The 19,824-nt window shown below is 62.9% G+C and carries 17 protein-coding genes; 14 read left to right on the top strand and 3 right to left on the bottom strand.

Annotation, left to right across the window (positions count from 1 at the left end):
- The first annotated feature begins 102 nt into the window (after window positions 1–102).
- The 4 genes from edd to HX881_RS11310 all read left to right on the top strand — a co-directional run bounded on the left by edd (window position 103) and on the right by HX881_RS11310 (window position 5,201).
- Window positions 103–1,929, top strand: a complete 1,827-nt coding sequence (gene edd / locus HX881_RS11295) for a phosphogluconate dehydratase (RefSeq protein WP_017126238.1) — start codon at window positions 103–105, stop codon at window positions 1,927–1,929.
- The gene (locus HX881_RS11300) at window positions 1,926–2,885 is read left to right on the top strand and encodes a glucokinase (protein ID WP_017126237.1); all 960 of its coding nucleotides are present in this window, start codon (window positions 1,926–1,928) and stop codon (window positions 2,883–2,885) included. Before edd ends, HX881_RS11300 begins: the two co-directional genes overlap by 4 nt.
- 134 nt (window positions 2,886–3,019) lie before the next feature.
- Window positions 3,020–3,751, top strand: a complete 732-nt coding sequence (locus tag HX881_RS11305) for a response regulator (RefSeq protein WP_017126236.1) — start codon at window positions 3,020–3,022, stop codon at window positions 3,749–3,751.
- The gene (locus HX881_RS11310; RefSeq protein WP_042935313.1) at window positions 3,741–5,201 is read left to right on the top strand and encodes a HAMP domain-containing sensor histidine kinase; all 1,461 of its coding nucleotides are present in this window, start codon (window positions 3,741–3,743) and stop codon (window positions 5,199–5,201) included. Before HX881_RS11305 ends, HX881_RS11310 begins: the two co-directional genes overlap by 11 nt.
- Here HX881_RS11310 and HX881_RS11315 read toward each other — a convergent pair.
- Window positions 5,170–5,814, bottom strand: coding sequence for an AP2/ERF family transcription factor (locus tag HX881_RS11315; RefSeq protein ID WP_177084444.1), 645 nt, complete (start codon window positions 5,812–5,814; stop codon window positions 5,170–5,172). The two genes, HX881_RS11310 and HX881_RS11315, sit on opposite strands and share 32 nt — an antisense overlap.
- A gap of 336 nt (window positions 5,815–6,150) precedes the next feature.
- On the opposite strand from HX881_RS11315, the gene HX881_RS11320 reads away from it, so the two are divergent.
- From HX881_RS11320 to HX881_RS11350, 7 genes are all read left to right on the top strand, one after another.
- Complete coding sequence (locus HX881_RS11320; RefSeq protein WP_177084446.1) at window positions 6,151–7,419, top strand: D-mannose isomerase; 1,269 nt, start codon at window positions 6,151–6,153, stop codon at window positions 7,417–7,419.
- A gap of 125 nt (window positions 7,420–7,544) precedes the next feature.
- Window positions 7,545–8,831, top strand: coding sequence for an ABC transporter substrate-binding protein (locus HX881_RS11325; RefSeq protein WP_177084448.1), 1,287 nt, complete (start codon window positions 7,545–7,547; stop codon window positions 8,829–8,831).
- A 144-nt stretch (window positions 8,832–8,975) separates the two neighbouring features.
- Window positions 8,976–9,884: a carbohydrate ABC transporter permease gene (locus HX881_RS11330; protein ID WP_042935312.1), complete on the top strand. Its 909-nt coding sequence runs from the start codon at window positions 8,976–8,978 to the stop codon at window positions 9,882–9,884.
- On the top strand, window positions 9,877–10,722 hold the full coding sequence (locus tag HX881_RS11335; RefSeq protein ID WP_103032781.1) for a carbohydrate ABC transporter permease: 846 nt from the start codon (window positions 9,877–9,879) through the stop codon (window positions 10,720–10,722). Before HX881_RS11330 ends, HX881_RS11335 begins: the two co-directional genes overlap by 8 nt.
- Window positions 10,723–10,724: 2 nt before the next feature.
- Window positions 10,725–11,885 (top strand): ABC transporter ATP-binding protein, encoded by a 1,161-nt coding sequence (locus HX881_RS11340; RefSeq protein ID WP_103032782.1) that lies wholly within the window; start codon window positions 10,725–10,727, stop codon window positions 11,883–11,885.
- Window positions 11,886–11,974: 89 nt separating this feature from the next.
- Window positions 11,975–13,324 (top strand): carbohydrate porin, encoded by a 1,350-nt coding sequence (locus HX881_RS11345; RefSeq protein WP_017126230.1) that lies wholly within the window; start codon window positions 11,975–11,977, stop codon window positions 13,322–13,324.
- 245 nt (window positions 13,325–13,569) lie between these two features.
- Window positions 13,570–14,421 carry a D-hexose-6-phosphate mutarotase gene (locus HX881_RS11350; RefSeq protein WP_103032783.1) on the top strand — a complete coding sequence of 284 codons (852 nt, stop codon included), beginning with the start codon at window positions 13,570–13,572 and terminating at the stop codon, window positions 14,419–14,421.
- 7 nt (window positions 14,422–14,428) lie between these two features.
- Here HX881_RS11350 and HX881_RS11355 read toward each other — a convergent pair whose 3' ends face one another.
- Window positions 14,429–15,289, bottom strand: coding sequence for a MurR/RpiR family transcriptional regulator (locus HX881_RS11355; protein WP_177059095.1), 861 nt, complete (start codon window positions 15,287–15,289; stop codon window positions 14,429–14,431).
- Window positions 15,290–15,499: 210 nt separating this feature from the next.
- Here HX881_RS11355 and zwf point away from each other — a divergent pair, with 210 nt between their 5' ends.
- From zwf to HX881_RS11370, 3 genes are read left to right on the top strand one after another with little or no spacing between them, the layout of a single operon-like run.
- Complete coding sequence (gene zwf, locus HX881_RS11360) at window positions 15,500–16,969, top strand: glucose-6-phosphate dehydrogenase (RefSeq protein ID WP_177084450.1); 1,470 nt, start codon at window positions 15,500–15,502, stop codon at window positions 16,967–16,969.
- Entirely contained in the window at window positions 16,956–17,669 is a 714-nt protein-coding gene (gene pgl, locus HX881_RS11365) for a 6-phosphogluconolactonase (protein WP_042935306.1), read from the top strand. Before zwf ends, pgl begins: the two co-directional genes overlap by 14 nt.
- Window positions 17,670–17,686: 17 nt before the next feature.
- On the top strand, window positions 17,687–18,352 hold the full coding sequence (locus HX881_RS11370; RefSeq protein ID WP_177084452.1) for a bifunctional 4-hydroxy-2-oxoglutarate aldolase/2-dehydro-3-deoxy-phosphogluconate aldolase: 666 nt from the start codon (window positions 17,687–17,689) through the stop codon (window positions 18,350–18,352).
- A gap of 286 nt (window positions 18,353–18,638) precedes the next feature.
- On the opposite strand, the gene HX881_RS11375 is transcribed toward HX881_RS11370, so the two are convergent.
- Window positions 18,639–19,823, bottom strand: coding sequence for an aminotransferase class V-fold PLP-dependent enzyme (locus HX881_RS11375; RefSeq protein ID WP_177084454.1), 1,185 nt, complete (start codon window positions 19,821–19,823; stop codon window positions 18,639–18,641).
- Between the last annotated feature and the right edge of the window lies 1 nt (window position 19,824).

Here is a 19,824-nt window from a genome sequence, read left to right on the forward strand (position 1 = left end):
CCTGATTCAACAGGTCCAGATGATTGAAAAGCCCTGTCCTGCGCGGCTTTCGGTCAGCTTGGAACCACAGGTCGCCACATCCGTTAGCCTGGAGTTCTACACATGCATCCCCGCGTTCTTGAGGTCACCGAACGTCTTATCGCCCGCAGTCGCGCCACCCGCGAGGCATACCTGGCACTGATTCGCGGCGCCGCCAGCGACGGTCCGGTACGCGGCAAGCTGCAGTGCGCGAACTTCGCCCACGGCGTGGCCGGGTGCGGCACCGAAGACAAAAACACCTTGCGCATGATGAATGCCGCCAACGTGGCAATTGTTTCGTCATATAACGACATGCTTTCCGCCCACCAGCCTTACGAAACCTATCCGGAGCAGATCAAGCAGGCGCTGCGCGAGATCGGCTCGGTCGGCCAGTTCGCCGGCGGTGTGCCGGCGATGTGCGATGGCGTGACCCAGGGCGAGCCGGGCATGGAACTGGGGATCGCCAGCCGCGAAGTGATCGCCATGTCCACTGCCGTGGCGCTGTCCCACAACATGTTCGATGCCGCGCTGATGCTCGGTATCTGCGACAAGATCGTGCCTGGCCTGATGATGGGCGCGCTGCGTTTCGGTCACCTGCCGACGATCTTCGTGCCGGGCGGGCCGATGGTCTCGGGCATTTCCAACAAGCAGAAGGCCGACGTCCGCCAGCGTTACGCCGAAGGCAAGGCCAGTCGTGAGGAGCTGCTGGAGTCGGAGATGAAGTCCTACCACAGCCCGGGTACCTGTACGTTCTATGGCACCGCCAACACCAACCAGTTGCTGATGGAAGTCATGGGCCTGCACCTGCCGGGCGCGTCCTTCGTCAACCCGAATACCCCGCTGCGTGATGCGCTGACCCGCGAGGCGGCCTTCCAGGTCACGCGCCTGACCAAGCAGAGCGGCAGCTTCATGCCGATCGGCGAAATCGTCGACGAGCGCTCGCTGGTCAACTCCATCGTGGCCCTGCACGCCACCGGCGGTTCGACCAACCACACCCTGCACATGCCGGCCATCGCCCAGGCCGCCGGGATCCAGCTGACCTGGCAGGACATGGCCGACCTCTCCGAGGTGGTGCCGACCCTGTCCCACGTCTACCCGAACGGCAAGGCCGACATCAACCACTTCCAGGCGGCGGGCGGCATGTCGTTCCTGATCCGCGAACTGCTGGAAGCCGGCCTGCTCCACGAAAACGTCAACACCGTGGCCGGTCACGGCCTCAGCCGCTATACCCGCGAGCCGTTCCTGCAGGACGGCGAACTGGTCTGGCGGGAAGGCCCGATCGAAAGCCTCGACGAAAACATCCTGCGTCCGGTGGCCCGTGCCTTCTCCCCCGAGGGTGGCCTGCGGGTGATGGAAGGCAACCTGGGCCGCGGTGTGATGAAGGTCTCCGCCGTGGCTCCGGAACACCAGGTCGTCGAAGCACCGGCGGTGGTGTTCCAGGACCAGCAGGACCTGGCCGATGCGTTCAAGGCCGGTCTGCTGGAGAAGGATTTCGTGGCGGTGATGCGCTTCCAGGGCCCGCGCTCCAACGGTATGCCGGAGCTGCACAAGATGACCCCGTTCCTCGGCGTGCTGCAGGATCGAGGCTTCAAGGTCGCGCTGGTGACCGACGGGCGCATGTCCGGCGCCTCGGGCAAGATCCCGGCGGCCATCCATGTCTGTCCGGAAGCCCATGTGGGCGGCGCGCTGGCGCGGGTACGGGACGGTGACGTGATCCGTGTCGACGGGGTCCACGGGACGCTGAAGGTGCTGGTCGATGACGCCGAATTCGCCGCGCGCGAGCCGGCGATCGGTCTGCTGGGTAATAATACCGGCTGTGGCCGCGAACTGTTCGGCTTCATGCGCATGGCCTTCAGCTCGGCAGAGCAGGGGGCCAGTGCGTTCACTTCGGCCCTGGAGACCCTGAAATGAAATTGGCCCTGGTTGGCGATATCGGCGGCACCAACGCCCGCTTCGCCCTGTGGAAAGACAACGGCCTGGATTCGGTCAAGGTGCTCGCCACCGCCGATCACGCCTGTCCGGAAGACGCCATCAAGGTCTATCTGAGCGAGCTGGGACTGGAATTGGGCGCGGTCGGCGCGGTCTGCCTTTCGGTGGCCGGCCCGGTCAGCGGTGACGAGTTCCGTTTCACCAACAATCACTGGCGCCTGAGCCGCAAGGCCTTCTGCGCGACCTTGCGGGTCGATGAGCTGTTGCTGGTCAACGATTTCTCGGCCATGGCCCTGGGCATGACCCGCCTCGAGCCCGGTGATTTCCGCGTGGTCTGCGAAGGCACCGCGGAGCCGCTGCGCCCGGCCGTGGTGATCGGTCCGGGAACCGGCCTGGGGGTCGGAACCTTGCTGCACCTGGGCGACGACCGCTTCATGGCGCTGCCGGGCGAGGGCGGACACGTCGACCTGCCGTTGAGCAGCCCGCGGGAAACCCAGCTCTGGCGGCATATCCACGATGAGATCGGCCATGTCAGCGCCGAAACCGCATTGAGTGGCGGCGGCCTGCCGCGGGTCTACCGGGCCATCTGCGCGGTGGATGGGCATGCGCCGGTGCTGGAGACGCCGGAAGCGATCACCGCCGCGGGGTTGGCGGGCGATCCGATCGCCCTGGAAGTGCTGGAGCAATTCAGCTGCTGGCTGGGCCGGGTCGCGGGCAACAACGTGTTGACCACGGGCGGACGGGGTGGCGTGTATATCGTCGGTGGCGTGATTCCGCGCTTTGCCGACTTCTTCGTCAAGAGCGGCTTTGCCCGCAGCTTCGCCGACAAGGGCTGCATGAGCGACTACTTCAAGGGCATCCCGGTATGGCTGGTGACGGCACCCTATTCCGGCCTGATCGGCGCGGGGGTGGCCTTGCAGCAGGCGTTTGCGAACTGATCCGCAATGTTGATGGTTCCTGCGTGGTCCGTAGGAATCATCAGCGATCAGTACAGGCAACACAGCTTCACGGCTTAATCGATTAAGGCATAATCCGCGTTTCGGTCCTACCCACAACAACAAGGACGCCCACCGTGAGCGCAGTCAGTAAGTCCATTCTTCTGGTCGACGATGACCAGGAAATCCGTGAACTGCTGGACACCTACCTCAGTCGTGCCGGTTTCCAGGTGCGCACGGTCGGTGATGGCGCCGGTTTTCGCCAGGCGCTGAACGATGCCCACAGCGACCTGGTCATCCTTGATGTGATGCTCCCCGACGAAGACGGCTTCAGCCTCTGCCGCTGGGTCCGCCAGCACCCGCGCCAGGCCCAGGTGCCGATCATCATGCTCACCGCCAGTTCCGACGAAGCCGACCGGGTCATCGGCCTGGAGCTGGGTGCCGACGATTACCTGGGCAAACCCTTCAGCCCCCGCGAACTCCAGGCCCGGATCAAGGCGCTGTTGCGTCGTGCCCAGTTCGGCCAGGAACGCAGCGGCAGCGAAGTGCTGGCCTTCGACGAGTGGCGCCTGGACACGGTCAGCCACCGGCTGTTCCATGTCGACGGCGAGGAAGTGATTCTCTCCGGTGCCGACTTCGCCTTGCTCAAGCTGTTTCTCGACCATCCCCAGGAGATCCTCGATCGCGACACCATCGGCAATGCCACCCGTGGCCGTGACCTGATGCCCCTGGACCGGATCGTCGACATGGCCGTCAGCCGCTTGCGCCAGCGCCTGCGGGACACCGAGAAACCTCCCCGGCTGATTCGCACGGTGCGCGGCAGCGGTTATCAGTTGGCCGCCAACGTCACCACCGCCAATGCTCTCTGACCTGCGCCGGCGCTTGCCGGTCCCGCGTTCGCTGCTGGGGCGGATGCTGCTGCTGACGCTGTTCGCGGTGCTGCTGGCCCAGACCCTGTCCAGTGCCATCTGGCTTTCGCAACTGCGCGCTACCCAGCTCGAAGGCCTGGTGACCAGTGCCCGCAGCCTGGCGCACTCGATGACCGCCAGTGTCAGCTACCTGCGCTCGTTGCCCCTGGCCTACCGGCCGCTGGTGCTCGACCAACTGCGCAGCATGGGGGGGACGCGTTTCGTCGTGACCCTGAACGACAAGCCGCTGGACATGAAACTGCTGGGACCGACCCCGCGCAAGACCGCGGTACTCGATGCCGTCCACGAGGTGCTGCGCCAGTCGTTGGGCAACGATGTCGATATCTCGGTGAATTTCGTCAGCCCCGACGACCTGCGGATCTTCAACGGTGGCCTGAAGCTCGACGAGCTGCCGCGTTCCTGGGCCCACTACGCGCTGACCCTGGAACCGGTCAATCCGCCGGTGCTGGTGACGCAGATCCAGATGTCGCCGGGCGAGTGGCTGTATATCGCCTCGTTGCTACCCGAGCCCTACACCAGCCTGGAGGAGGAGGGGCTGCCGTCCCAGCAGCTGTGGTTCATCCTGCTCACCAGCGGTTTCCTGCTGTTGTTCATCGGCCTGCTGGTGCACTGGCAGAGCCGTCCGCTCAAGCGCCTGGCCCGTTCGGCCCGGGATATGTCGCTGGGGGCGGAGGAAGTGCGGCCGGTGCTGGAGGGCGGCGGCAGCGAAGTGATGGAGGTCGGCCGGGCCCTCAATACCATGCGTGAACGCATCAGCCGCTACCTGACCGAGCGCAGCCAGTTGTTCAGCGCCATTTCCCATGACCTGCGCACGCCCATCACACGCCTGCGACTGCGGGTCGAACTGCTCGAGGACGAGAAGCTGCAAGTGAAGTTCGGCCGTGATCTCGACGAGTTGGAGATGCTGGTCAAGGGCGCCTTGCAGTGTGTGAAGGACACCGATATCCACGAGAATATCGAGCCGGTGGACCTCAACCACGCCCTCGATTGCCTGATCGAGCCCTACCTGCCGCCCAACGGCAATGGCCGGGTCACGCTGGATGGTCGCGCCCTGGCGGCCTTTCCCGGCAAGCCGCTGGCGCTGCGCCGTTGCATGGGCAACCTGATCGACAACGCCCTCAAGTACGGTGACAAGGCTCACCTGCATATCGAGGACGATGACGAGGTCTTTGTCCTGCACGTCGATGACGAAGGTCCGGGGGTGCCCGAGCAGCGCCTGGAGCAGGTGTTCGAGCCGCATTTCCGCCTATCCGGCCAGCAGCAGGGCTACGGCCTGGGGCTGGGCATCGCGCGCAATATCGCCCACAGCCATGGCGGCGAAGTGAGCCTGCAGAACCTGCGTGAAGGTGGCCTGCGGGTTACTTTGTACTTGCCGCGAAATGCCGACTGATTGATAGCAGCGCCTGTTCCGGACTGATCGTCAGCGACGCTTCCGGGGTGTTCGGCAACTGGCTGTCGGCTGAGGCGGCCGTCTGCCGGGCCTGGCCGATGGCGGCCTGGATACGGTGCTCGCGCAGGCGCGAATTGGTCTGGCTGAAGTGTTGCTGCAGGGTTTCCATGGCCTTTTCATAGGGCTCGTCACACAGCGCCAGCTGCCGTTGGCGTTCAGCCAGGGCCAGGCGCTTGGCCTGTTCCTCGCCATAACGTTCGACACTGAAGCTCCTGCTCAGGCTGTAGCCATGAATCCGCGTACTGGCGCGCCAGTAACCGGTGTTGTTGGACTCCACCCGCAGGACACCCGGATGACCGCTGGTGTTGTGCGGCAACAGGCGTTGGCGGCTTTCGGTGGTGGGCATGGGCTGCATCTTCAGCACCAGCGCATTGCGACATGACTCTGCCGCCAGGCGCGCGCCCTGTTCGCCACCATGCTCGGCGAAGGTGAAGGTCTTGCTCAGGGGCTGGCCGTCGCGTCGCACTTCCACTTTCCAGGCGTACTGCATCCCTCCCCGGTGCAACGGAAAAATGCAGCACTGACGGGCCAGGTGCGGGTTGTCGTTAACCATGGGGCATGCCTCCTTGCGGGCGTGGGCTTTCATGGGTCATGTCATGGATGAAGTCTGGAAGGTTCGCCCAGGCAACGGCGGCCTTCAATGTGGGAAAACTGCTTAGGGAGCGCTCCTACACTGAAAAGGGACGCGGCCTAATCGGCGTTTTTCCTACCGGATGGCAAAAGCCCTGATGCGGCGGATTGTCGGGACAAGGCATTGTCACCGGCTGGTGACATTTTCACCGGCCTTCGTTACCTGTTGTCCGCGGGGTGCTGGTTAGAATCCGCAGCATGGCGGGCCTGCGACCCGGCTCTGAACAACAAGACTGAATAACAAGAAAAGGCGACGCCCATGACTGGCGACAGCGTTGAATTTCCGTCCGGCAGTTGGCTGGATGCTCCTGCTCACCACGCCTGGTTGATGGCAGAAGGACAGCGCCTGCTGTCGTTCGCCAAGGCCTCCAGGCTGCCCGAAGGTTTCGGCAATCTGGATGCGCGTGGCTGCCTGCCGCCCGGGTCCATGGCCGAGACCATGAACACCGCGCGCATGACCCACAGTTTCGCCATGGCCCATGTCCAGGGGATTCCCGGTTGCCGCGAACTGGTCGACCACGGTGTCGCCGCGCTCTGGGGGCCGCTGCGCGATGCGACCTTCGGCGGTTGGTATGCCGTGGCCGAGCATCGCGATGGCAACAGTGGCAAGGCCGCCTACCTGCATGCCTTCGTGGCGCTCGCCGCCAGCTCGGCGGTGGTCGCCGGCAGCCCGGAAGCTCCCGGCCTGCTGGCCGAGGCGATCCGGGTGATCGACACGCATTTCTGGAGCGAGGAAGAGGGCACCCTGCGCGAGTCCTTCACCCGTGACTGGAGCAACGAGGAAAGTTATCGCGGCGCCAACAGCAACATGCACGGCACCGAGGCTTTCCTCGCCCTGGCCGATGTCACCGGCGACAGCCGCTGGCTCGACCGCGCCCTGCGCATCGTCGAGCGACTGATCCACCAGCAGGCGGCGGCCAATGGCTTCATGGTCATCGAGCATTTCGATCGTCACTGGCAACCCTTGCCGGGTTACAACGAGGAAAACCCCGCCGACGGTTTCCGCCCCTACGGCACGACCCCGGGTCACGGTTTCGAATGGGCGCGGCTGGTGCTGCACCTTGAGGCCGCCCGCCGTGCGGCCGGGCTGGAGACGCCGCAATGGCTGCTGGCGGATGCCCGTGAACTGTTCGCCAGCGCCTGCCGCCATGGCTGGGCGGCGGACGGTGCGCCCGGTGTGGTCTACACCCTGGACTGGGAAAATCGCCCGGTGGTCCGCGAGCGCCTGCACTGGGTGCATTGCGAGGCGAGCGCGACGGCGGCGGCACTGCTGCGGCGCACGGGCGAGGAGCAGTACGAAACCTGGTACCGGCGCTTCTGGGACTTCAACGACCTGCACTTTATCGACCGGCTGCATGGCAGCTGGCATCACGAACTCGATGAGCATAACCAGCCCGGTGCACGCATCTGGGGTGGCAAACCCGATCTCTATCATGCCTACCAGGCGGTGCTGTTACCCTGCCTGCCACTGGCACCGAGTCTCGCGAGCGCTCTGGCACGGGCCTCGGCGCCAAAAAAACGGTTATAGATACATGTAACCATGCCGTGACATTTGCACGTCCCTTCGTTACCTGCGACGGGGCGTGCCTTGACTAGAATCCCATGCAGCGCAAGCACCAGACTTGCATGCATAACAACAAGAAAGGTACTCAGATGAATTCGATTTCTCGCCTCGCCGCAGTGATTTCTCTCGCCTCGTTGTTTCCTCTCAGCGCACAGGCCGCAGACTCGAAAGGGACTGTGGAAGTGGTTCACTGGTGGACGTCCGGTGGTGAAAAAGCGGCTGTCGATGTGCTCAAGGCCCAGGTTGAAAAAGATGGTTTCACCTGGAAGGACGGCGCTGTCGCCGGCGGTGGCGGCGCCACGGCCATGACCGTGCTGAAAAGCCGCGCGGTTGCCGGCAACCCGCCAGGCGTCGCGCAGATCAAGGGTCCGGACATCCAGGAATGGGCGTCCACCGGTCTGCTCGATACCGACGTCCTGAAGGGCGTTGCCAAGGAAGAGAAGTGGGACAGCCTGCTCGACAAGAAAGTCTCCGATACCGTGAAGTACGACGGTGAATACGTGGCCGTGCCGGTGAACATCCACCGCGTCAACTGGCTGTGGATCAACCCGGAAGTCTTCAAGAAAGCCGGGATCGAAAAACCACCGACCACCCTCCAGGAATTCTACGCTGCCGGTGACAAGCTCAAGGCCGCGGGCTTCATTCCGCTCGCCCACGGCGGCCAGCCTTGGCAGGACAGCACCGTTTTCGAAGCGGTGGTGCTCTCGGTCATGGGTGTCGATGGCTACAAGAAAGCCCTGGTCGACCTGGACAACGCCACCCTGACCGGTCCTGAAATGGTCAAGGCGCTGACCGAACTGAAGAAAGTCGCGACCTACATGGACGTCGACGGCAAGGGCCAGGACTGGAACCTCGAAGCGGCCAAGGTCATCAATGGCAAGGCCGGCATGCAGATCATGGGCGACTGGGCCAAGAGCGAGTGGACCGCGGCCAAGAAAGTCGCTGGCAAGGACTACGAGTGCGTAGCCTTCCCGGGCACCGACAAGGCCTTCACCTACAACATCGACTCCCTGGCGGTGTTCAAGCAGAAAGACAAGGGCACCGCTGCCGGTCAGCAGGACATCGCCAAGGTCGTGCTGGGTGAAAACTTCCAGAAAGTCTTCAGCATCAACAAGGGTTCGATCCCGGTTCGCAACGACATGCTGAGCGACATGGGCAAGTACGGTTTCGACTCCTGCGCCCAGACCGCGGCCAAGGACTTCCTGGCAGATGCCAAGACCGGCGGCCTGCAGCCGAGCATGGCGCACAACATGGCGACCACGCTGGCGGTACAGGGTGCGTTCTTTGACGTAGTGACCAACTACATCAACGACCCGAAAGCCGATCCGGCCGATGCCGCCAAGAAGCTCGGCGCGGCGGTCAAGTCCGCCAAGTAACCGGAAACCCCCTGTAGGAGCTGGCTTGCCAGCGATAGCGGAATGTCATCCAGCGGATTTATCCACTGACACACCGTCATCGCCAGCAAGCCGGCTCCCACGAGGGATCTGCACGTAGTCTTTTTCCCTGTACTGGATTTTCCCATGAGTTCTGTTGCTGTGTTCAGCAAAGCCTCGCCGTTCGATGCATTGCAGCGCTGGCTACCCAAACTGGTGCTGGCGCCCAGCATGTTCATCGTCCTGGTGGGCTTCTACGGCTACATCCTGTGGACGTTCGTTCTGTCGTTCACCAACTCGACTTTCCTGCCGACCTACAAATGGGTAGGCCTGGCGCAATACGCGCGGTTGTTCGACAACGACCGCTGGTGGGTGGCGAGCAAGAACCTGGCGGTCTTCGGCGGGTTGTTCATCGGCGTCACCCTGGTGATCGGCGTGCTGCTGGCGGTGTTCCTCGACCAGCGCATCCGTCGCGAAGGCTTCATCCGCACCATCTACCTGTACCCGATGGCGCTCTCGATGATCGTCACCGGTACCGCCTGGAAATGGCTGCTCAACCCTGGCATGGGCCTGGACAAACTGCTGCGTGACTGGGGCTGGGAAGGCTTCCGCCTGGACTGGCTGATCGACCCCGACCGCGTGGTGTACTGCCTGGTGATCGCCGCGGTATGGCAAGCCTCGGGCTTTATCATGGCGATGTTCCTCGCCGGCCTGCGTGGTGTCGACCAGTCGATCATCCGTGCCGCCCAGATCGATGGCGCGAGCCTGCCGCGGATCTACTGGAAAGTGGTGCTGCCCAGCCTGCGTCCGGTGTTCTTCAGCGCGGTGATGATCCTGGCGCACATCGCGATCAAGAGCTTCGACCTGGTGGCGGCGATGACCGCTGGCGGTCCTGGCTACTCGTCCGATCTGCCGGCCATGTTCATGTACTCCTTCACCTTCAGTCGCGGCCAGATGGGCATGGGCTCGGCCAGTGCGATCCTGATGCTCGGTGCGATTCTCGCGATCATCGTGCCTTACCTGTACTCCGAGCTGAGGACCAAGCGTAATGACTAGTTTCGCCGCCAAACCTTCAATCAGCCTGAGTCGCATCGCGATCTACGCGGTGCTGATTCTCGCCGTGCTGCTCTATCTGGTGCCGCTGGTAGTGATGCTGCTGACCAGCTTCAAGTCGCCGGAAGACATCAGTACCGGCAACCTGCTGAGCTGGCCGACGGTGATCACCGACATCGGCTGGGTCAAGGCCTGGGCCACGGTCAACGGTTACTTCTGGAACTCGATCAAGATCACCGTCCCGGCGGTATTGATCTCCACCGCCATCGGTGCGTTGAACGGCTATGTGCTGTCGATGTGGCGCTTTCGTGGTTCGCAGCTGTTCTTCGGGCTGCTGCTGTTCGGTTGCTTCCTGCCGTTCCAGACCGTACTGCTGCCGGCCTCGTTCACCCTTGGCAAGATGGGCCTGGCCAGCACCACCACCGGCCTGGTGTTCGTCCATGTGGTCTACGGCCTGGCGTTCACCACGCTGTTCTTCCGCAACTACTACGTGAGCATTCCCGATGCGCTGGTGAAAGCGGCACGCCTCGATGGCGCGGGTTTCTTCACCATCTTCCGGCGGATCATCCTGCCGATGTCGACCCCGATCATCATGGTCTGCCTGATCTGGCAGTTCACCCAGATCTGGAACGACTTCCTGTTCGGCGTGGTGTTCTCCAGCGGTGATTCGCAGCCCATCACGGTGGCGCTGAACAACCTGGTCAACACCAGTACCGGGGTCAAGGAATACAACGTTGATATGGCAGCGGCGATGATCGCCGGGCTGCCGACCCTGCTGGTCTATGTGGTCGCAGGCAAGTATTTCGTGCGCGGGCTGACGGCCGGCGCAGTCAAGGGGTAATCATGGCAACGCTCGAACTTCGCAATGTAAACAAGACCTACGGCACCGGCCTGCCGGACACCCTGAAGAACATCGAACTGTCGATCAAGGACGGCGAGTTCCTGATTCTCGTGGGACCTTCGGGCTGCGGCAAGTCGACCCTGATGAACTGCATCGCGGGCCTGGAAAACATCACCGGCGGCGCCATCATGATCGGCGACCAGGACGTCAGCGGCATGAGCCCGAAGGACCGTGACATCGCCATGGTGTTCCAGTCCTACGCGCTGTACCCGACCATGAGCGTGCGCGAGAACATCGAGTTCGGCCTGAAGATTCGCAAGATGAGCCAGTCGGCCATCGACGAGGAAGTCGCGCGGGTCGCCAAGCTGCTGCAGATCGAACACCTGCTCAATCGCAAGCCGGGCCAGCTGTCCGGCGGCCAGCAACAGCGCGTGGCCATGGGCCGGGCACTGGCGCGGCGGCCGAAGATCTACCTGTTCGACGAACCGCTGTCCAACCTCGACGCCAAGCTGCGGGTCGAGATGCGCACCGAAATGAAACTGATGCACCAGCGCCTGAAGACCACCACCGTCTACGTCACCCACGACCAGATCGAGGCGATGACCCTGGGCGACAAAGTGGCGGTGATGAAGGACGGCATCATCCAGCAGTTCGGCACGCCGAAACAGATCTACAACGATCCGGCCAACCTGTTCGTCGCCAGCTTCATCGGCTCGCCGCCGATGAACTTCATTCCGCTGCGCCTGCAACGCAAGGATGGCCGCCTGGTCGCCCTGCTGGACAGCGGGCAGGCCCGTTGCGAGTTGCCGATGAACATGAGCGACGCCGGCCTCGAAGACCGTGAGGTGATTCTGGGCCTTCGCCCCGAACAGATCGTGCTAGCGTCCGGCGAGACCGCGGGTGTGCCGAGCATCCGTGCCGAGGTGCAGGTCACCGAGCCGACCGGCCCGGACACGCTGGTCTTCGTCACCCTCAACGACAGCAAGGTCTGCTGCCGCCTGGCGCCGGATGTGGCGCCCCAGGTGGGTGAAACCCTGACACTGCAATTCGACCCGGCCAAGGTGTTGCTGTTCGACGCCAAGACCGGTGAACGCCTGGGCCGAGTGGGCAAGCCCGAAGCGCAGGCGCATACCGACAACGTGGCGCAATTCAAGGGCCGCTGAGTTAGCAGCGGGTGGTTCGCCACCCGTCGCGATCGATGTAAACCACGTTCAATAAAAACTGTTAATAAAAATAAGACGAGGATGTAGGGATGAAAAAGAAGAACACCAACGCCCAACTTATCTGCCAGTTGTCAGCGGTGGCGGCGTTAATGCTGGCCGGGAGCGCGCATGCAGCCGACGCTTTCAGCTCTGATTCGAAATGGATGACCGGTGACTGGGGTGGTGAGCGGACCAAGCTGATCGAGCAGGGTATCGATATCCAGGCCGACTACGTGGGTGAAGTCGGCGGCAACCTCGGCGGCGGCTACAACAACGACAAGACGGCACGCTACAGCGACCAGTTCGGTCTGGGCGTCAAGTTCGACCTGCAAAAGCTGCTGGGCTGGGATAACACCCAGGCCAAGATCCAGCTGACCAACCGTAACGGCCAGAACATCTCCAACGACCGTGTGGGCGACCCGCGTGCCGGCACCCTGAGCTCCTCGCAGGAAGTCTACGGGCGTGGCCACATGGTCCGCCTGACCCAATTGTGGGTGCAGCACCAGTTCCTCGACGGCAAACTCGACGTCAAGGCCGGCTACTTCGGTGAAGGTGAAGACTTCAACACCTTCCCATGCGACTTCCAGAACCTGGCGTTCTGCGGTTCCCAGGTGGGTAACTGGGCGACCGGTATCTGGTACAACTGGCCGGTCAGCCAGGCGGCACTGCGCGTGAAGTACAACATCACGCCTGAGTTCTACGCGCAGATCGGTGCGTACAACCAGAACCCGTCGCAACTGGAACACGGCAACGGCTTCAAGCTCAGCGGCAGCGGCACCAAGGGCACCGTGCTGCCGGTCGAACTGGTCTGGTCGCCGAAGGTCAACAACCTGCCGGGCGAATACCGTGTGGGCTACTACAAGAGCACCGCCGACGCCAATGATGTCCGCGAAGACAGCAATGGCCAGGACGCCGCCACCACCGGCAACGGTTTCCGCGTTCACAACAGCAAGCACGGCTACTGGTTCGTTGCCCAACAGCAACTCACCAGCCACAACGGCGACGCTTCCCGCGGTCTGAACGTTGCGGCCAACGCCACCTTCCACGACAAGGACACCAACGTCGTCGACAACTACCAGTCGCTGATGTTCGTGTACAAGGGCCCGTTCGATGCCCGTCCGAAGGATGACATCGGCATCGGCTTCGCCCGTATCCATGTCAACGATGACGTGAAGAAGAACGCCGAACTCGCCAACGCCGCCATTGGTGTGAGCGACTACGACAACCCGCTGTACTCGCCACTGCGTGACACCGAGTACAACTATGAGCTGAACTACGGCATCCACGTCACCAACTGGCTGACCGTACGTCCCAACCTGCAGTACATCACCCATCCGGGTGGCGTGGACAAGGTGGATAACGCCGTGGTCGCCGGCCTGAAAATTCAGTCGGTCTTCTAAGGCTCCGGCTGATAAGCTCTCTCTCTATGTGCGCATCTTGCGGATGGTCCACCAGACCGTCCGCTTTTTTTTGGTGGGTGCGGTGAGGACGGTTTGCCAGGGCAATATGCTTGGCAGACGCCGCATAACCTGTGGGAGCCGGCTTGCCGGCGAAAGGGCCCTCGAGGCCGCCAAAAGCTTCGTGGGTAAGCTCCGCTCCCACAGTCACATGGATACGGCAAAACGATTTTCAGGATTCGCGGCACATGCACGAGCAACCGCTACAACGCTTTTTCAAATCGCGGCGCGAACAGCCGGTCTTCCAGTGGGAGCGCTTTCAACAGCGCGAAGTGCTGGTGATCGACCATCCACTGTGCCAGGCGGTGTTCAGTCGCCAGGGTGCGCAGTTGCTGCATTTCCAGCCACGGGGACAGAAACCCTGGCTGTGGTGCGCGGCGAAGTGGCCGCAGGTCGGGGCGATTCGCGGTGGCGTCCCCGTATGCTGGCCCTGGTATGGCCGGCACCCGAGTGAAAATGCCTGGCCCTCCCATGGCTGGGCCCGGCTGATCGACTGGAAGCTGCTGCAAAGCAGTTCCGATGACGAAGGAGTCAGCCTGCATTGGCGCCTGCAGTTGTGCGACTGGCAGGTCGACCTGCATGCTCGCCTCGGTGAAACCATGGAACTGCGCCTGAGCACCGAACACCAGGACAGCGAACCCTGTCAGCTGAGCCATGCGCTGCACGCCTATTGGCGTATTGGTGACGTTGGCGAGGTAGCGCTGTCTGGGCTGGAAGGCGCCCAGGGCTATGACCAGTTGAATCGCCAGGTTTGCCAGCAGGAAGGCGAACTGCGGGTCGATGGCGGTTGCCAGCGGGTGTTCCAGCACGAGGGTGAATTGCACCTCAAGGATCACGCCTGGCAGCGCGAGTTGTGCATCGATACCGGTGACAGTGCCGACACCGTGGTCTGGCATCCGGGGCACCGGCCGTTGCTGGGGGTGAGCTGGAACGAAGTGATGGGTTTTGTCTGTGTCGAGGCCGCCAGTGGCGGCACCGACAGCCTGTGCCTGGCGCCGGGAGAGCGCGCGCACCTGAGCTTGCAGGCGCGGGCTGCCTGAAGCGGCGTCAGTCGAACTCGTCACCCACCGGGTAACGACTGGCGTTGAGGCTTTCCTTGATCTTGCGCAGGTGCGGCTGGAAGTCCACGCCACGGCGCAGGGTCATGCCGGTGGCCAGCACATCGAGCACCGTCAACTGGACGATTCGCGAGGTCATCGGCATGTAGATGTCGGTGTCCTCGGGCAGCGGGATATTCAGGCTCAGGGTGCTGGCCTTGGCCAGTGGCGAGCCGGCGGCGGTCAGGCCGAGTACCGAGGCGCCATTGGCGCGGGCGATGCGTGCCACTTCCACCAGTTCCCGCGTGCGTCCGGTGTAGGAAATGATCACGAACAGCTCGCCGGTATGGGCGACCGAGGCGATCATGCGCTGCATCAGCACGTCGACGTGGGCGGTGACCGCCATGTTGAACCGGAAGAACTTGTGCAGGGCGTCCATGGCTACCGGCGCCGAGGCGCCCAGGCCGAAGAAGTGGATCTGCCTGGCCTGGGTCAGCAGGTCGACGGCGCGGTTGATCAGCGCCGGGTCGAGGACCTGGCAGACGCTGTCCAGCGAAGCGATGGCACTGCCGAAAATCTTCTGGGTATAGGCTTCGGCGTTGTCGTCGGCCTCTACCGCGCGGCTCACATAGGCCGCACCGCTGGCCAGGCTCTGGGCCAGTTGCAGCTTGAGTTCGGGATAGCCGCTGACGTCGAACGAGCGACAGAAACGGTTGACCGTCGGTTCGCTGACCGAAGCCGCCTGGGCGAGGGCGGCGATACTGTAGCGGGTCGCCTGCTGCGGGTTGAGCAGGATGACTTCGGCGACTTTGCGCTCGGCCTTGTTCAGGTCTTCGAGACGGCTCTGGATCTGTTCCAGCAGGTTGCGGATGCGGTCCATGTGGGTGTTCCTTGGTTCTGCGATGCCTATAAGAACGTGCTTTGGCGGCTTTCGGCGGTGGCCTATCCTACTGATGGCGTCTGTGGACCACCACTCGCAATCGTCATTTTGATAAAATGTTATGGTTATTACTACATTTTTCCTTGAGTGATGCCTCGAAAAAAGGTATTTATCGTTTAACTTGATAAAAGAACAAACATCATGCCTTCGATAACGGTTGAACCGTGCACCTTTGCCTTGTTCGGCGCCCTGGGTGACCTCGCGCTTCGCAAGCTTTTTCCTGCCTTGTATCACCTCGATAGCGCCGGTCTGCTGCACAAGGACACGCGCATCCTCGCGCTGGCCCGTGAGCCGGGCAGCGTCGACGAGCACCTGGCGACCATCGCCACCGAGTTGCGCGAGTTCGTCGAGGCCAGGGAAATCGACGAAGTGGTCGTCGAGCGTTTCCTCGGCCGCCTGAGCTACCTGCACGTGGATTTCCTCAAGGCCGACGACTACGTGGCCCTGGCGGAAACCGCCGGCACGGCCGAGCGGCTGATCGCCTATTTCGCCACGCCGGCCTCGGTGTATGGCGCGATCTGCGAGAACCTGGCGAAAGTCGGCCTGGCCGAGAACACCCGGGTGGTGCTGGAAAAGCCGATCGGCTCGGACCTGGAGTCGTCACGCAAGGTCAATGACGCGGTGGCGCAGTTTTTTCCGGAAAACCGTACCTACCGTATCGACCACTACCTGGGCAAGGAGACGGTGCAGAACCTGATCGCCCTGCGTTTCGCCAACAGCCTGTTCGAAACCCAGTGGAACCAGAACTACATCTCCCACGTGGAAATCACCGTGGCCGAGAAGGTCGGGATCGAAGGTCGCTGGGGCTATTTCGACAAGGCTGGCCAGTTGCGGGACATGATCCAGAATCACCTGCTGCAGTTGCTCTGCCTGATTGCCATGGACCCGCCGGCCGACCTCTCGGCCGACAGCATCCGTGACGAGAAGGTCAAGGTGCTCAAGGCCCTGGCGCCGATCAGCCCGGAAGGCCTGACCACCCAGGTGGTGCGTGGCCAGTACATTGCCGGGCACAGCGAAGGCAAGTCCGTGCCGGGCTACCTTGAAGAAGAGAATTCCAATACTCAGAGCGACACCGAGACCTTCGTCGCCCTGCGTGCCGACATTCGCAACTGGCGCTGGGCCGGTGTGCCGTTCTACCTGCGTACCGGCAAGCGCATGCCGCAGAAGCTGTCGCAGATCGTCATCCACTTCAAGGAGCCGTCGCACTACATCTTCGCCCCCGAGCAGCGCCTGCAGATCAGCAACAAGCTGATCATCCGCCTGCAACCGGACGAAGGTATTTCCTTGCGCGTGATGACCAAGGAGCAGGGCCTGGACAAGGGCATGCAACTGCGCAGCGGGCCGCTGCAACTGAATTTCTCCGACACTTATCGCAGTGCGCGGATCCCGGATGCCTACGAGCGTCTGTTGCTGGAAGTGATGCGCGGCAACCAGAACCTGTTTGTCCGCAAAGATGAAATCGAAGCCGCGTGGAAGTGGTGTGACCAGTTGATCGCCGGCTGGAAAAAGTCCGGTGATGCGCCCAAGCCGTATGCGGCCGGGTCCTGGGGGCCGATGAGCTCCATTGCACTGATCACGCGGGATGGGAGGTCGTGGTATGGCGATATCTGAATTGAAACTGCCGCAGGGCGTGACCGGGCACGAATTCCGTACCCCGGCGCTGTTGGCCGAGGGGCAGGCCAGGGATGTGGCGCAACAGTTGCGCGCAGCCATTGCCGCCCGTGGCGTGGCGACCCTGGTGGTTTCCGGCGGGCGCAGTCCGGTGGCGTTTTTCCAGGGCCTGGCCAAGCAGGACCTGGACTGGAGCAAGGTAGTGATCAGCCTTGCCGACGAGCGCTGGGTGCCGGTCGAGCACGCCGACAGCAATGCCGGTCTGCTCAAGCGCTACCTGTTGCAAGGCCCGGTGGCCAAGGCGCGGTTTATCGGCCTGTACAACGCCGCGGCCAATCTGGAAGAGGCCGCGCAGCAAGCCGATCAGTTCCTCGCCGAGTTGCCGGATATCGACGTACTGGTCCTGGGCATGGGGGATGACGGTCACACCGCGTCGCTGTTCCCCAACAGCCCGAACCTGGAGGCCGCCTTGCAGGTGGATGGCAGCCGGCGGGTCTGGCCGATGCTGGCCCCGACCGTGCCGCACCAGCGCCTGACCATGAGCCGGGCCCTGTTGTCCTCGGCGACCTTTACCGTGCTGGCGATTTCCGGCCAGTCGAAATTGACCACCCTGGACGCCGCGTTGGCGGGCGACGAGCTCGCCGTCATGCCGATTCGCGCGTTTCTGAAACCTACTTTAGAGATTTACTGGTGCCCATGAGCCAAGGATCAGCTGCTATGAAAAACAATGCCCCGACCGTCTCCATGGCAGACAAGGTCGCCCTGATCGACGAACTGTGCAGCCGTGCGCGGATTCTCCCGGTCATCACCATCGCCCGCGAACAGGATGTCCTGCCGCTGGCCGATGCCCTGGCCGCCGGCGGCCTGACCGCCCTGGAAGTGACCTTGCGTTCGCAGTTCGGCCTCAAGGCCATCCAGATCCTGCGTGAGCAGCGTCCGGAGCTGGTGACCGGTGCCGGTACCGTGCTCGATCGCCAGATGCTGGCGGCGGCGGAGGCGGCGGGCTCGCAGTTCATCGTCACCCCGGGGATTACCCGCGACCTGCTGGAAGCCAGCGTCGACAGTCCGATCCCCCTGTTGCCGGGCATCAGCAATGCCTCGGGCATCATGGAGGGTTATGGCCTGGGCTATCGCCGCTTCAAGTTGTTCCCGGCGGAAGTCAGCGGTGGCGTGGCGGCGATCAAGGCGCTCGGCGGTCCGTTCGGTGAAGTGAAGTTCTGCCCGACCGGCGGCGTTGGCCCGGCCAATATCAAGAGCTACATGGCGTTGAAAAACGTCATGTGCGTGGGCGGTAGCTGGATGCTGGATCCGGAATGGGTCAAGAACGGCGACTGGGCCCGCATCCAGGAGTGCACCGCCGAGGCCCTGGCCTTGCTGGATTGATTCACCGCTACTGAATTCGTTGTGTGTTCTACGGCTTTACGGTGCGCTTGGTCGGCGCACCGTTTTTTTTTGCCAGCAGAAAGCCCCTTGTTTGCCTGGGGGCACACCCTGTGGGAGCGGGCTTGCCCGCGAAGAGGCCCTTGAGGCTTGCAGCGCCCTTGCGGCCGTCTTCGCGGGCAAGCCCGCTCCCACAATGGCCTGGTCAACCTTGTATACGCAGTCAATACAAACCCTGCGTGCTGGCTTGCTGGCGATAGCAATAGGCCTGGCAATTACGGCCTTCAGCTCATGCGCTCAAATCGGCGAGGGCCCTTGTCAATAAGCCGATATCTTCGGCCGAGGTGGTGAACCCCGGGGTAATGCGGATGCACGGCCCGCAGGCCGAGCCGCTGCGGGACACGGTGAACAGGTTGTAGTCCTGCAGTAGCCGATCGACCATCGCCTGCTGGTTCGCCTGCCGGGTAAAACGCATCGAGGTGATCGCGCAGTACAGGCGCGGGTCGTCCGGTGTCAGCACCTCGATACCGGGCATCTTGCGTGCTTCGCCGACCCACAGGTCGCGCAGGTAATTCAGGCGTGCGCCCTTGGCCGCTGCGCCGCCGATCTGCCGATGCTCGTCGAACACCGTGGGCAGGGTCATCAGCGCCGGAATGTTCGGTGTGCTGTGGGGCGTGCGCGAGCGGACATCCGTGACCGGGTAATGCATTTCGCCCATGTCCGGGTCGATATCGGCCAGGCGCTCGGGATCGATATGGATCACCCCCAGGCTCAATGGCGCGCCGATCCACTTCTGCAGGTTGAAGCCGGCGAAGGCCACGCCCATCGCCCGCAGGTCGAATTCGATCTGCCCCAGGGCATGGGCGCCGTCGAGAATGACATCGACCCCGTGTTCCCGGGCCGCCTCGGCAATTGCCTGGACCGGCATCACCAGTCCGGTGCGGTGGGTGACATGGGTCAGCGCCATCAGCTTCAGGCGCGGATGGCGCACGAACGCCTCGCGGTAGGTCGCCAGCAACGACTCGAAGCTCGCCGGGTGGGTATGCTCGATGCGAATCACCTGGACCCCGCGATGGCGTTCGAGCCAGTTCAGCGCGCCCTTGACCGTGTCGTATTCCAGGTCGCTGTACAGCACCTGGTCGCCCGGTTGCAGGCGATTGTAATTGCGGATCAGCGATTGCAGGGCATCGGTGGCGCAGCGGGTGAGGGCAATCGCCTCGTCGCTGACGCCCATCAGTTCGGCCAGTTCGGCGCGAATCGCGACGCTGCCGATCTTGTCGAAGTGCTGGCGGACATGCAGCGAGTTGCTGCGGTTGATGAACTCGATGTTGTGCCGGTAATCCTCGATCACCCGGCGGCTCATGCGACCGAAGTAACCGTTTTCCAGATTGAGCGGGCCGGGTTCGACATCGTAGCGCTGGGCCACGGTTTGCCAGAAGTGTTCGTCGCGGGCGTTGTCTTCATTCCTTGGCATG

Source organism: Pseudomonas gingeri (assembly GCF_013386115.1).
Classification (GTDB): domain Bacteria; phylum Pseudomonadota; class Gammaproteobacteria; order Pseudomonadales; family Pseudomonadaceae; genus Aquipseudomonas; species Aquipseudomonas gingeri.